Origin of the sequence: Oceanimonas sp. MB9 (genome assembly GCF_011319775.1) — a bacterium.
Taxonomy (GTDB): Bacteria; Pseudomonadota; Gammaproteobacteria; order Enterobacterales; family Aeromonadaceae; genus Oceanimonas; species Oceanimonas doudoroffii.
This window is the reverse complement of the sequence record NZ_VFBE01000005.1, coordinates 1,063,796-1,077,678: the sequence shown is the minus strand read 5'-3', so window position 1 is coordinate 1,077,678 and position 13,883 is coordinate 1,063,796. Positions and strand designations below refer to the sequence as shown.

Sequence of the window (13,883 nt, the reverse complement as noted above, 5' to 3'; positions counted from 1 at the left end):
TCTGCAGCGTGTTGGCATGACGCCAACACGAAGAATCATAGCCGACTGACACCTCTTCTTATTGATCCCGGTCAATAGACTTGCGTTTATCCAACCAGCCCAGCGCCAGACAGGCGGCCACCGACACGGCGATAAAACCGCCCAGAAAAAGCAGGGGCATGGTCACATAGCCAAGCACGTTCCACAGCAATTGTTCCATGACACTCATGGGTGACTCCTGAACTCTTTAAAGAATGACGATGCGGCCACACACGCGCTCATGCCCTCAGCAGGGCATATTTCATGCCCCTGGCACACACCAGAGACCAGCGCCGCCGCGCCATAAACAAGGGCAGCACGGCAGGGCCAAACAGGCAGCCCAGCATAGCCCAGCGCCGGGGCGGCAGCGCACTTTTCAGCGCAAAAACGTAAAACAGCAGCCCGCTCAGCGGCGCCAGCAGAATAATGGCAACAAGCATGTGAATCCTCCTGAGTGGCGAAATAGTAACACATTGCCCCTTGTCGAAGTAAGGACATGCCTTGCCCTGATAAACATCATAAAAATTGATATAACACCTCATTAATCTCAATTTTAATTATTAAATTCCTGCACCTAGACTGGCCGCCTGTTGTCAATGGAGCACTCCATCATGAAGCTGATTCACGGTCTGACGCTAGCCGGACTGCTGGCGGTACTCAGTGTTTCCCTGGCCGAGCGTATGGGCGGACTGGTTAGCCCGCTGATCTTCGCCATTTTATTCGGGCTAGCGGTGGGCAACCTGTTGCCGGTCATCACTCAGGGCAAATGGCATGCCGGCCTGGAATTCTGCAAAAAACGGCTGCTGCGCATTGGCGTGGCCTTCTACGGCATTCACATTACCCTGCAACAGATTGCCGACGTAGGTGCCGGCGCCCTGCTGGTGGATGTGCTGATGCTGAGCTCTACCCTGTTGCTGGCCTGGTGGCTGGGACGCCGCTGGCTGGGTCTGGATGGCCCCACCGCCCTGCTGGTCGGTGCCGGCTCCGCCATATGCGGGGCTGCCGCGGTACTGGCCACCGAGCCGGTGGTGCGGGCCCGGCCCCAGCAAACGGCCATGGCAGTGGGCACGGTGGTGGTGTTCGGTACCCTGGCCATGGTGATCTATCCTTTACTGTATCCCCTGCTCGGGCTGTCGCCCCAGGCCATGGGTATTTACACCGGGGCCACCGTTCACGAGGTGGCGCAGGTGGTGGCCGCCGGCAGCGCCATGGGTGACGATGTGGCCCAGGTGGCGGTGATCAGCAAGCTGACCCGCGTGCTGATGCTGGCACCGGTGCTGGTGCTGCTGGGCTGGTGGCTGAGCCGCCGGGAGCCGGATCGGACGGCAAGCCGGGCTCCCCTGCCCTGGTTTGCCTTTGGCTTCGTGGCCGTGGTGATCGCCAACTCGCTGCTGCCACTACCTGCCTGGCTGGTGGAGCAAGTCCGCCATATTGATACCTGGGCGCTGACCATGGCCATGGCGGCACTGGGCACCAGCACCCAGCTGGGTGCCCTGCGGGCAGTGGGGATCAAACCCCTGTTACTGGCGGGCATGCTGTTTGTGCATTTGTGCCTTGGCGGGTTGCTGGTAACACACATGGTGTCGGCCTGAGGCTTATCGGTGCCGGCTTGACAGGGTTCAGCCAGGGAGGTGGCCATGCCCTATCGCAATATTCTGGTGGCGCTGGAGCTCAACCACAGGGAAAAACCGCTGCTTAAACGGGCGGCGGATCTGGCCGAAAGTTATCAGGCGGCACTGCATCTGGTACACGTTGAGCCTGATCTGAGCGGCGTTTATGTGGGCAGCCTAAGCATGGATCTGCGCCAGCTTAAAATGAAACTGCGGCTGGAAAGCGGCCACGAGTTGATGCGCCTGCTGAGAACGCAGCAGCATCATGTGGCCAGCGTGTCGTTGCCCAGCGGCGATGTACGCCAGGCGGTGCGCCTGGCGGTCAGGGAAACCGGGGCAGACCTGTTGATCTGTGGCCACCGTCCCGATCATCGCTTCTGGGGTCACCTGTTTTCCAACAGTGTCAGTTTTCTCGACATCAGCGACTGCGATCTGCTGGTGGTAAAACTGGATCCGGTTACTTCAGACAAAAACCCTGCTCACGCAAAAAATCCAGCATAAAGGGCCGGGCCTCCTTGGCCAGGGTGGCGGCTATCTGCCCGGTCCAGCTGGTGTCCTTGTTGCCGCCGGTTCGGGTCTGGTAATAGTGCCGCACCTGCTCGTCATAATTCGCCATCGCGGCCACATCAGGTTCGCTCTGGTAACGGTTTTCCATGAATACCAGCGGGGCCGGCAACCGCGGCTTGGGCTCGGGATCCTGGGCCGGATGCCCCAGACAGAGGCCAAACAACGGAATCACGCCCTGCGGCAGCCCCAGCAGGGCGCTCAATTCATGGGGTTGATTGCGCACCGCACCGATAAAGACCCCACCCAGCCCCAGAGATTCCGCGGCGGTGATGGCATTTTGCCCCATCAGGGCGGTATCGATGGCGCCGATCAGCAGCTGTTCGGCATAGCCGGTTTTGGCCTCGGGCACCCAGTGCAGATGGCGGTAAAAGTCGGCGCAAAACACCCAAAATTCGGCGGCTTCAGCCACGTAGGCCTGATTGCCACACAGGGGCATCACCGCCTCGCGCAGGGCCCTGTCGGTCACCCGTACCACACTGGACGCCTGCAAAAAGCTGGAGCTGGACGCCGACTGGGCCGCGGCCATGATGGCCTGCAGTTGTTCAGCCGCAATGGTCTCATCGGTAAACTTGCGAATGGATCTGTGCTGGCGCATCACCTCAATGGTGCCTGTCATTTCTACCTCTTGCTGTCGGTCTGTGTGTATCATCACCTTAAAGCAAGCCGCCAAGCATTGGGAGCCCGAGTGAAGGAAACACAGCACATAGAGCCCATGTCGCGCCGCCATGGTCCGACCCTGATCCTGGCCGGTAGCGCCGGCCTGCTGGTGTTGCTGCCGCTGCTCTACTGGCTCGGCAACCGCGGTCAGCTGGTGCTGGTGTTCTTGCTGCTGGCCTGCCTGGTAACCCTGGTGCTGGGCCTGCTCAAGCTGCGCGAGCCGGTATACAGCTTTTCACTGAGTGAAGACAACCTGCACTTTCATCACCGCATCGGTGGCTGGAGCCTGCACTGGAGCAACATTATTCGCGTGGATCAGCCAAGGGTAAACAGCGGCCTGGAGCTGGTGTCCCTGCCCTATGTGGGCATCAAAATTCGGAACTACGACGAATTTCTGCCGCTGATGACGCCCAGGCTGATTGTGCATCTGCTCACCGAGCAGCGCCCGCTGCTGGCCATGGGCGTGCGCCACGGCGCCATTGATCGCGCCCGGCTGCAGGACTGGCTGATCGAAGATAATCACTACCGCTCCGCCGCCGGTCGGCATTACCATGGCCTGGCCGCCATGCTGGGCCATCGCATGAGCCATTTGCGCGAGCTCTACGGTTACGATTTGCTGGTGCACGAGTCCAACCTGGATAGGGACAGCGCCGACTTTGTGCAATTATTACGCCATTACCTGGCCACTGGCCCCGGCGCCCTTTCCTGAGCAGGCCAAGGCGGGCACAATGCGCCGACCTGCCATTCCTCAGCCCGGAGTCCCATCACCATGAAACATCTGGACGCCTTCTACCTGTTCGTCAAGGTGGTGCAGCAGGGCGGCTTTTCCCACGCCGCGGCACAACTCGGCATGCCCACCGCCACCCTCAGCCGGCGCATCTCCACCCTGGAGCAGGTGCTGGGCTGCAAGCTGCTCAGCCGCACCACCCGCAAGCTGCAGCTGACCGAGGAAGGCCGGCGTTATTTTGAACGGCTGCACCCGCTGCTGAGCGAAATGGAGCAGGTTACCGGCGACATTCAGGGCCAGAGCCAGCGCATGAGCGGGCTTATCAAGGTGGCCGCGCCCATCGCCATTTCCAACACCTTTCTGATGGATGGCATTATCGAGTTTTGCCTGCAATACCCGGACATTCGCATCGACTTGCTGCAAAGCAACGACTATACCAGCCTGCTGGATACCGATCTGGATGTGGTGTTCTTCAGCGGTGAACTGCCCGATTCCAGCCTGCATGCCCGTCAGCTGGGTGAGGTGCAATATGGCCTGTTCGCCTCTCCCGGCTACCTGGCGCAAAAGGGCGAGCTCGGCAGCCCCGAAGAGCTGGATCAACACCACATCATTCAGTGCTGGCCGCACCGCAACTGGCAGCTGACCGACAATCAGGGCCGGCGTTTTCATTTAAAGCCGGTGGCCAGGCTGTCGGTCAACCAGATGCAGGCGGCGGTCAAGGCCGCGCTCAAGGGGCTGGGCATCGTCAACGTGCCCCGCCACTACGTGGCCCATTATACCGAGGCGGGATTGCTGCGCCCGGTGCTGCCTGGCTGGCTGGGCGGCAAACGTCCCTTTCACATGGTCTATCACGGTCGGGAACTGGCACCGGTGCGACTGAACGCCTTTATCGAATTTATTGATCGGCACATGCGGGAGCGGCTGGCATCGACCTGGGTGATGGCGGAAGAGGGAAAGCAGGAATGATGGACAAAAAAAAGGGCAGTGTTTCTCTGCCCGACTCCACTAACAAAAGATACTCAGTAAGCTGAATTCAAGGTAACACAGCGAGGCTGTGTTAATTAGCGGTTATTTTGCAAAACGAAATATGTCATTATTCCATTTTTGGAACAATCAGGAAGGCGCGAGATCCTGCTCCCATAACACGGTGTTGCCCTTGACCCAGCGCTGATCCAGATCCTGGTATTGCTGCTCCAGCAGGTGCCGCTTGATCTTGAGGGTGGGCGTCATAATGTGGTTTTCCACCGTCCAGGCGTCCTTCATGACCAGCATGCCCCCCAGGCGCTGGTGGCTTTCCAAGGTGTGATTGACCTGCTCGATACTGGCGCCCAGGGCCGTGGCGAGTTCGTCCCTATCACGGGCGGCGGCACTGTCGGCCAGCTGCACCAGTGCCACGGGCTGGGCCAGGCCGCTGCCCACCACGCACACCTGTTCGATCAGCGGGTTATCGATCAACTGGGATTCGATAGGAACGGGCAGCACGTATTTGCCCTTGGCGGTCTTGAAGGCGTCCTTGAGCCGGCCGGTGAGGGTCAGATAGCCGTCGTCGTCGAGCCGGCCCTGATCGCCGGTATGCAGCCAGCCATCCTGCAGCGCCGCCCGAGTGGCCTCTTCATCCTTGTAGTATCCCTGCATCATGCCGTCACAACGACACAATACCTCACCCTGCTCGGAAATGCGGATTTCCACCCCGGCACCGGGTCTGCCCACGGTGCCGACCTTGTCGGAACGAAACGGGTAGTTGAGGGTGGAATAGGCCAGGTTTTCGGTCATGCCCCAGGCCTCGGTGATCGGCATGCCCAACCGCTCGTACCAGCGCAGCAGCGCCGGGGCGATGGGCGCCGAGCCGCAGCCCAGAATACGGGCCTGGTCCAGTCCAAGGCCGGTCTGAATCTTTTTCTTCACCAGACCCGATAACAGCGGAATGCGCAGCAGCAGGTTCAATTTGGAGGCCGGCACCTTGTCGAGAATGCCGCTGCGGAAGTTGGTCCAGAGCCTGGGCACCGAGATGAATACCGTGGGTGAGATGGTTTTGACGTTGTCGATAAAACTGTCGAGGCTCTGGGCAAAGCCCACCTGGGCGCCGGCATAGAGGCTGGAGCCGAGAATGTAGACCCGCTCGGTAATGTGCGCCAGCGGCAGGTAGGAAAACGCCCTGTCATCCGCATTGAGTCCCGTGGTCTCCAGCACCCCCTGGCAGGCGGCGGCATAAGCGCCATGGGTTATCATCACCCCCTTGGGTTTGCCGGTGCTGCCCGAGGTATACACCAGGGTCATCAGCCGCTCCGGCTCGGGCACCGGCCGCTCGCTGATGGGTTCGTGCACCAACAGGCTGTCCCAGTCATGGTCGGTACGAATGCTGCTGTCATAGGGCATGGCCAGACGCAACAGCCCGTCGGGAATGCCCGGGGCCTGCTGCTCGGCATCATCGAGTTTGCCGACAAACACCGCCCGGCTTTCACTGTGCTCCAGCACGTAATTGACGGTATCGGCCCCGGCGGTAGGATAAATGGGCACGCTGACATAGCCGCCCATCTGCAGGGCAAAGTCGCAGATAAACCACTCGGCACAGTTCTTGGAGAGAATGGCCACCTTGTCGCCCGGCGTCAGTCCGAGCCTGCTCAGTCCCGTCACCAGCCGGGCGGCCATCTCCAGCACGCTGCTCCAGCTGTGTTCGTGCCAGCGCCCGTCCCTGGGCTGGTGCAGATAGGTTTGATGCGGGCTGGCGTCGGCCCAGTGATACAACATCTGCAGCGGCAGTGTGTGTGAAGAGGTACTCATAGCTATCCTTATTGCCTGGCGTGAGACTCAACCCTCAGTATTGCAAACATTTTCCAAGTCAGCAGCCCGAATGGCACCACCTGGTTTCAAATAAAACGTGCACACTATGTGTGTGCCCTGACAAAGGCGGAAAAATCCTCGCCCAGCAACGGCCGGCTGTACCAGTAGCCCTGAATGGCGTCACAGCCCTTGCGCCGCAAGGTTTCAAACTGCTCCTCTGTCTCCACGCCCTCGGCAATGGTGCGCATCCCCAGGCTGCGTGCCATGTGAATGATGGCGTTGACGATGGTTTTGTCTTCGTGCTTGTGGGTGACCTCGTCCACAAACGACTTGTCGATCTTGATCTTGTCGATGGCAAAGCGTTTCAGGTAACTCATGGAGGAATAGCCGGTGCCAAAGTCGTCAATGGAAATGCGAAAACCGGCGGCACTCAGGGCGGCCATCTTTTCACCGGTGTCTTCCGGGTTCACCATGGCCACCGATTCCGTCAGTTCGATGTCAATGGCCTGCGCAGGCACGCCGCTGGCGTGCACCCTGGCCTGCAGCTCGGTCACGAAGTCGGGTTGCACCAGCTGGGCGGCAGACACATTCACGGCAATGGAAATATTATCCCGGCCGGCGGCGCGCAGGGCCACCAGCTGTTCCAGTACCCGATCAATGACCCACCAGCCAATGCTGACGATAAGGCCGTTCTGCTCGGCCAGGGGAATGAACTCGGCGGGCGAAACAAAGCCCCATTCAGGGTGGCGCCAACGCAACAGGGCTTCGGCACCGATCATGCGCCGGTGAGAAATATCCATCTGGGGCTGGAATGCCAATGCCAGCTCCTGGCTGGCAATGGCATTTTTCAGCGCCGTGGCCAGGGACAGCGCCCGTTCACTGTGCTTTTGCATCTCGGGAGCATAAAAGCGCAGGCCATTGCGCCCATCCTGCTTGGCTCGGTACATGGCCAGCTCCGCCGCCTTGAACAGGGCCACGGCGTTATCGCCATCATGGGGACAGGTGGCAATGCCAAGGGACGCGCTCACCGACAGAAGCTGATGGTTGAGGGTGACCGGTGCCTGAATGCCCTGCAGCAACTGCTCGGCCAGCAGGGCGATCGTTTCCTGTTCGTTGCCTTCCACCGCCATTACAAAGCCATCCCCCAGCGGCCTGCCTATCAGGCTACCCGGAGCCAGCTGAGCACGGAGCCGATTGGAGATCTCCACCAGCAACTCGTCGCCGGCAACATAACCCAGGCTGTCGTTGACCGACTTGAAGTTGTCCATGTCCAGCCACAGTAACGACAGGCCACCACCACGCATGCGGCTACGGCGCAACTGCTGGATAAGTTGTTGTTCAAAGGCCCGCTTGTTGAGCACGCCGGTAAGTTGATCACACTGGGACAGCTGACGCAGGCGCTCCTCGTTGTTACGGTGCTGAGTGATGTCCTCCTTGTGGGCCACATAGTTGATCACCCGACCGGCGTCATCGGTGATGGGGTAGATGGACGCGCTCTCGATATAGCAGCTGCCGTCGCGTCGGCGGTTGATCAGTTCGCCTTTCCAGGGCTGGCCCCGGTGAAGGTGTGCCCACATGTCGACATAGGTTTTGTTCTCGGTCTTGCCCGACTGCAGCATGCTCGGATTACGCCCTTCTACCTCATCGACGGCATAGCCGCTGACCCGGGTAAAAGCACGGTTAACATACTGAATACGCACCTGCGCGTCGGTAATGATGACCGGATAGGGATTTTGCTCCAGGGCCTTGGAAAGCCGGTGGATCGCCCTGTCCTGACGGCGTTGCCGAATACGGCTCCACAGCGCCGAAGCCACCATGCCGAGGGTAGTTCGCTCCTGCTCGCCGTAGCCTTCTTTCCTGCCGAACACACTGACAACCAGTGCCACCCCCTGATGATCGCGCACGGGCAGGCTGATGCCCTCGCCGGCGGAGACTCCCTCCCAGGCAACCACCTGGTCACTGCGGGCGGCCTGCTGCCAGGGAGAAGCCGATTGCCCGTCAGTCAGCCAGGGCGCCGGGCTAGCGCCAAAGGTCCGAGGCTGTTCGGGCAGTTGGTCGGGGGTATTTTCCGGACACAGGTGGATCAGGCTGCCGGCACTGGCGGTCAGACCGGCCAGCTGCTCGGCACAACAGTCCAGCAAGGCGTTTTCGTTATCGTCCCGAGCCAGGCGCTTTATCTGCAGCAACAGGTTGTTGAGCCGGGTTTCATGCAGAATACGATGCTCATTTTCCACCTGGGCGCTGATATCCCGGCATAGCACCAGATAGCACCATCCCTCATGGCGGGATACCGACAGACCAAGGTGGCAGCCCCGCTCAGACACAATGCGCAGATCGTGCACCACCCCATCACTCTCGGCGCGACTGAGGGCATCCAAAAATACCTTCGTGGCCGGCGCCGGCAGCCAGTCACGCACATACGTGCCCGGTTGCCAATGCGCAAACTCACCGTTCTCTTTTCGGGCATTCACCGACAGCACCCGCCCAGCCCCACTCACCTCCAGCAGGGTATCGGGAAGGGCCTTGAGGGTGGCCTGCAGCCGATTACGGGCATCATCCAGCTCCTGATAGGGCTCGTATACCATTTCCCGAAACAGTGCTCGGTACAGAAAGCAATAAGTAATTATTTTGTAGAGGTGCCCGAAAATATTGTAGGCGTCGGTAAAGTCCACATTAATGCTGAAGAAATACTCGCCCATGGCCATGATGACGGCCGAGGCCGCCAGATAGAGGTAGCCGAGGTAGCCTTCCTGCAGGTAGCGCCTGGCCAGGCCAAGGCCCGCCAGCAGATGCACCATGATAATGACGTATTCACTGTGGATCTTGAAGTCGGTCAGTCCCTGCCCGACGATAAAGGTATCCGGCACCAGCTCGGGCCAGTAGAAAAACCAGAGGTGGGCCACTGCCACCCCTGCCAGCATCAGCACCAATAACCCCAGACGCAGCCCTTGGCCAGGCCTTTTGTTGACCAGCGACGGCACAAAGGCCACATACAACAGCAGCACCGCGGTCAGACTGCGTGCAAGCAGCCAGAAATTGATGCTTTTTTCCGGCGTGTTGGCGGTCACAAAGTCGGGCAGGACTCGATAAGACAGCACATGGGAGAGATCGAGCAGGCCGATGCCCAGAAAACCGATGCCGATCACCAGGGTCTGCAAGGATGGCCGGTAACGCTGGGTCACCCAGGCCATGCCAAAGATCATCATGGCAATGGCAAAGGCCGCTACCTCAAAAATAATGTTCAGCGGTACATAGTTGATCAGAAACTCCACGCTTCTGAAAATGGAGAACCACTGTGACAGCCCCAAGATCAGCAACAGCGTAATAATACAGCAACAGGCCTTTTGTACCTGTGGAACATGCCATGACGACTGCCGACTTGTGGAAACTTCACTCATAATTTAGACCCATGGTGACAGGCAAAAACCCGAGGAAGCTAACGGAATTACCCACGCTATTCCAGTCTTAACATTGGATTTAATTGAGTCGCCCACGCGTCAGATCAAACAATGACCTTTTTTGCCACCAACGCAGGCGAGTTATTGTTCAAATTACTCTCTGCCACAGGAGGGCCGGCCAGAACGTCACCAAACCGACCGATGTCGTTAATCAGGCCGCATCTATAGCCCTAATTTTTTGCGAGGTGGGGTGGTCATATTGCTCAATCTGCCGGACAAGGGCTGACGGCACTCTCTGGTGTCGTCAGCCCCCTCATCCGAGCCCTGATATAACCGGCGTCGAAGCGACACATTCATCAACTGAACATGAAGTTAATAACCCCTTCCCCAGCGAAAGGCCGCAGAAAGCCTTTGGCATGAGGGCGGTTACTTATGTTTTGCCGCGCTTTGCACGCCCGCTGGCACCTGAGCCCGTTCGTCAGAAAAGCAGTCGTGGCTGAAAAATGTTTCTCTGCTTTAGGCAGCAACGCCCTTCGCCAGGAGTTCTCTGCGAAGGATTTCTGCGCCCGCACTCAAGGCCACCAGCTTGCCTCTTGCTACCCGGCGAGACAAGGGAGCCATGCCACAGTTGGTGCTGGGATAGAGCTTGTCGGCATCCACAAATTCAAGTGCTTTTCGCAGCGTATTGGCGACTTCTTCCGGCGTTTCAATGCTGTTGGTTGCCACATCAATGGCCCCTACCATTACTTTTTTACCTCGAATGAGCTCAATCAGCTCCATCGGAACACGAGAGTTTTGACATTCCAGCGAAATGATATCGATATTAGACTGTTGCAGTTTGGGAAAGACCTCTTCATATTGTCTCCACTCGGAGCCCAAGGTTTTTTTCCAGTCCGTGTTGGCCTTGATACCATAGCCATAACAAATGTGTACGGCAGTTTCACATTTCAGGCCTTCAATGGCTCTTTCCAGGGCGGCAATCCCCCAGTCATTGACCTCATCAAAGAACACATTAAATGCCGGCTCATCAAACTGGATAATATCAACACCCGCCGCTTCCAGCTCCCTGGCCTCTTGATTGAGTATTTTGGCGAATTCCCAGGCCAGTTTTTCACGACTTTTATAATGATCATCATAGAGCGTATCTATCATGGTCATGGGGCCAGGCAGTGCCCATTTAATGGGCTGCTTGGTCTGCTGTCGTAAAAATTTTGCATCTTCAACAAACACCGGTTTTTGGCGACTGACGGCACCCACAACCGACGGCACACTCGCATCATAGCGGTCGCGAATTTTAACGGTCTTGCGCTTTTCAAAATCAACACCGTCGAGGTGTTCAATAAAGGTAGTGACAAAATGTTGACGTGTTTGCTCGCCATCACTGACAATATCAATACCTGCTTGTAGCTGCTCATGCAGCGACACACGCAGCGCATCCTGTTTGCCTTCGATAAGTTCCTCTTCTTGCAATTTCCAGGGTGACCACAGTGTCTCGGGTTGTGCGAGCCAGGATGGTTTGGGTAAGCTTCCGGCAGTGGAAGTAGGTAATAATTTTTTCATGATAGGTACCGTTTAAGTTTTTGTTAATTACAATGCGTAACTGGCAGACCATTGTTCCAGAACAGACTGGTATGGTTTAATGAAATTTTCCTCAGCAAGCTTTCCCTGTTTGATAGCTAACTGGCTACGTTCTTCTCGATCATAAACAATTTGCGTCAACGAATGATCCGAGTTTTTCAGGTTAGGCTTGTAGCATTTCCCTGCCACGGCATTAGCATTATAAATCTCAGGCCGATAGATCTTCTGAAATGTCTCCATCGTACTGATGGTGCTGATGAGCTCGAGATTGCTGTAATCATTCAGCAAATCGCCAAAGAAGAAAAAAGCCAGAGGCGCGACGCTATGTGGCGGCATAAAGTAGCGCACCTTCAGCCCCATCTTCTTGAAATATTGCTCCGTCAGCGATGACTCATTGGGCAGGTATTCAACACCCAATACGGGATGCTGATTTTCGGTCTGATGATAGGTCTTGTTGTCTGAAACACTGAGGCATATCACAGGTAGCTTAGTAAAGTGTTGTTTGTAGGCAGGAGAATTCACAAAGCACTTAAAGAGCTTTCCATGCAGATCGCCAAAACCATCTGGAATGCTAAAGCTGGCTTTACCCTTATTATGACTCAACAGCAATACACTAAAGTCATAATCGCGAACATAAGAGGAGAAGTTATTACCTACAATACCTTCAATACGTTTCTTTGTTTTATTATCAACAATATTTGTTTTCAAAATTTCAATCGTGGGAAAGCTTTGGCCGTTGCCTTCACTATCAACATCCATATCAACAGAAATAATTTCAAGCTCGACTGAATAACGATCCCCTTTGGGGTTATCCCAATTCGCCAGGGCATTAAACCGATTATCAATCATCGTTAAGGCGTTGCGTAAGTTCTCCTGACGGCTCTCGCCTCTGGCAAGGTTAGCGAAGTTGGTAGTAATACGCGTACTGTCTGACGGCTGATAATGTTCGTCGAAGGCAATGCTGTTGATAGTAAATGTAAATTCGTTACTCATAGTCTGGCATCCAATTTCCGAGATAAAACCTGAATTTGTTTCTTGCTCTTTCTGGGCCTGACGATTCTTTTCTATCCAGAAGTCCAGATGTCTAGAGCTAAGCGTGAGTATGTTATACAGGGACGGTTACATGAAAAATAATGATTTGATTTCATAAATACATGAACAAATTTCATGATTTGTGGTAAGCCAAAGCTCTCGGTCGAACGATGTGCCACGTTCTTGGTATGGGACGCTGACAGAGCAGGCTGCAGCCCGGCAGGACAGGCCGGTTCTGTCGGTTGAAAAGTGGCGGCACCACTAGCGGGTAGCCTCTTCATCCATCTGGAAGGTCAGTAAACGTCGATGGACCAGGATTCGGTTGCACTGCCAGCAGTTGCTGAGGTAATGCCGTACTTTATCATGGGCTCACTTCGTGAGCCCGTTCGTCAGAGGGGCAGTTCAGGAGAAGGAGAGACAGGGTTACCTGTATAGAAGGCAGCGCCACCTTACAGTGCCCACAGCAGTATCAGCTTGGAAATGTGCGAGATCGAGCAAGGCTGAGTCATTACCTGACATTCTGAGCCAGAGCAATGAAGTCACTCAGGTAGTGAATCTGTTCTTCGCCTTTTCGCACCCCCAAAAAGATTTGCTTTTTTATGCCATGCTTGCCGAATCGCAGGCTCTTAATGGCCATATGTTTGGCAAATTCATCCACTAGCCAGCCAGGGAGAGCACAGACGCCTCTGCCTGCCGCCACCATCTGCAACATGATTTCCGTCGTTTCGATGGTTTTGTGCTTTTTGACCGAACATTTGGCGGGGTTTAAGAACTGACTGTATATATCCAGTCGCTCGGGCTCTACCGGATAGCTGAACAACACCTCTTCATTCAGCTCATCAGGCATAACCGAGTCTTGCGTCGCAAGCGAATGGGATGATGCAACGACGAGTCTGTGTTCATAATCAAATACCGGTATAAACGTCAGATTGGGTTTATATAAGGGATCGGGAGTAACAAGGATATCTATCTCGTAGCTATAGAGAGCACCCAGGCCACCGAACTGAAATTCCTGCTTTACGTCAATATCAACGTTTGGCCATTTTTCAAGATAAGGTTCAATGACCTTTAACAACCATTGATAGCAAGGATGACATTCCATGCCGATGCGCAGTGAACCCATTTCGCCTGTCGCTATCTGGCGCAATAAATGCTCAGTATGTTTAAATTGTGGCAATACCCGGTTCGCAAGAGTCAATACTTTTTCACCCGCATTGGTAAGCCGCAAGTTTCTGCCTTCTTTTTGCCAAACAGGTGTCTTGAGCTGACCTTCCAGCTTTTTAATGCTGTGACTCAAGGCAGACTGAGATAAATTTAATGACTCAGCAGCCTGAGTTAACGTTCCTTGCTCTTTGATTGCTGCCAGTACTTCAAGATGAAACCTCTCCAACATGCCTTAACTCCGGTCTATAGCACCCAGATCAATGAATATAATTCATGACTCAGTAAAAATACATCATTATTTTCATCATTAATATTTCACTCATGCGCCCATGAATGTCCGGTCAATTCGAA

At 55.8% G+C, this 13,883-nt stretch carries 12 protein-coding genes; 4 read left to right on the top strand and 8 right to left on the bottom strand.

The features are described 5' to 3' along the window. Positions 1–58: 58 nt before the first annotated feature. Positions 59–208, bottom strand: a complete 150-nt coding sequence (locus OJHNALOF_RS08330) for a TIGR02808 family protein (protein ID WP_165661714.1) — start codon at positions 206–208, stop codon at positions 59–61. Positions 209–257: 49 nt separating this feature from the next. Beyond that, positions 258–458, bottom strand: a complete 201-nt coding sequence (locus OJHNALOF_RS08325; RefSeq protein WP_094199546.1) for a hypothetical protein — start codon at positions 456–458, stop codon at positions 258–260. A gap of 171 nt (positions 459–629) precedes the next feature. Here OJHNALOF_RS08325 and OJHNALOF_RS08320 point away from each other — a divergent pair, with 171 nt between their 5' ends. Together OJHNALOF_RS08320 and OJHNALOF_RS08315 are read left to right on the top strand one after the other, a co-directional pair. Further along, entirely contained in the window at positions 630–1,610 is a 981-nt protein-coding gene (locus tag OJHNALOF_RS08320) for a YeiH family protein (protein WP_206063588.1), read from the top strand. A gap of 45 nt (positions 1,611–1,655) precedes the next feature. Further along, positions 1,656–2,129 (top strand): universal stress protein, encoded by a 474-nt coding sequence (locus OJHNALOF_RS08315; RefSeq protein WP_094199548.1) that lies wholly within the window; start codon positions 1,656–1,658, stop codon positions 2,127–2,129. Here OJHNALOF_RS08315 and nfsA read toward each other — a convergent pair. Next, entirely contained in the window at positions 2,086–2,811 is a 726-nt protein-coding gene (gene nfsA / locus OJHNALOF_RS08310; protein ID WP_165661712.1) for an oxygen-insensitive NADPH nitroreductase, read from the bottom strand. The genes OJHNALOF_RS08315 and nfsA overlap by 44 nt on opposite strands. Positions 2,812–2,880: 69 nt before the next feature. Here nfsA and OJHNALOF_RS08305 point away from each other — a divergent pair, with 69 nt between their 5' ends. Both OJHNALOF_RS08305 and OJHNALOF_RS08300 read left to right on the top strand, forming a co-directional pair. Beyond that, a complete protein-coding gene (locus OJHNALOF_RS08305; protein ID WP_245849808.1) occupies positions 2,881–3,561 on the top strand; it encodes a DUF2982 domain-containing protein in 681 nt (226 codons plus the stop codon). Positions 3,562–3,621: 60 nt separating this feature from the next. Continuing rightward, complete coding sequence (locus OJHNALOF_RS08300; protein WP_094199551.1) at positions 3,622–4,545, top strand: LysR family transcriptional regulator; 924 nt, start codon at positions 3,622–3,624, stop codon at positions 4,543–4,545. 147 nt (positions 4,546–4,692) lie between these two features. On the opposite strand, the gene OJHNALOF_RS08295 is transcribed toward OJHNALOF_RS08300, so the two are convergent. From OJHNALOF_RS08295 to OJHNALOF_RS08275, 5 genes are all read right to left on the bottom strand, one after another. Beyond that, positions 4,693–6,360, bottom strand: coding sequence for an AMP-binding protein (locus OJHNALOF_RS08295; protein ID WP_094199552.1), 1,668 nt, complete (start codon positions 6,358–6,360; stop codon positions 4,693–4,695). Between the two features lie 104 nt (positions 6,361–6,464). Further along, a complete protein-coding gene (locus tag OJHNALOF_RS08290) occupies positions 6,465–9,668 on the bottom strand; it encodes an EAL domain-containing protein (RefSeq protein WP_240919652.1) in 3,204 nt (1,067 codons plus the stop codon). Between the two features lie 606 nt (positions 9,669–10,274). Continuing rightward, on the bottom strand, positions 10,275–11,318 hold the full coding sequence (locus OJHNALOF_RS08285) for a methionine synthase (protein ID WP_165661711.1): 1,044 nt from the start codon (positions 11,316–11,318) through the stop codon (positions 10,275–10,277). A 27-nt stretch (positions 11,319–11,345) separates the two neighbouring features. Then, positions 11,346–12,329 carry a DUF1852 domain-containing protein gene (locus tag OJHNALOF_RS08280; protein WP_165661710.1) on the bottom strand — a complete coding sequence of 328 codons (984 nt, stop codon included), beginning with the start codon at positions 12,327–12,329 and terminating at the stop codon, positions 11,346–11,348. Positions 12,330–12,876: 547 nt separating this feature from the next. Continuing rightward, positions 12,877–13,761, bottom strand: a complete 885-nt coding sequence (locus OJHNALOF_RS08275; RefSeq protein ID WP_165661709.1) for a LysR family transcriptional regulator — start codon at positions 13,759–13,761, stop codon at positions 12,877–12,879. Positions 13,762–13,883 lie beyond the last annotated feature (122 nt).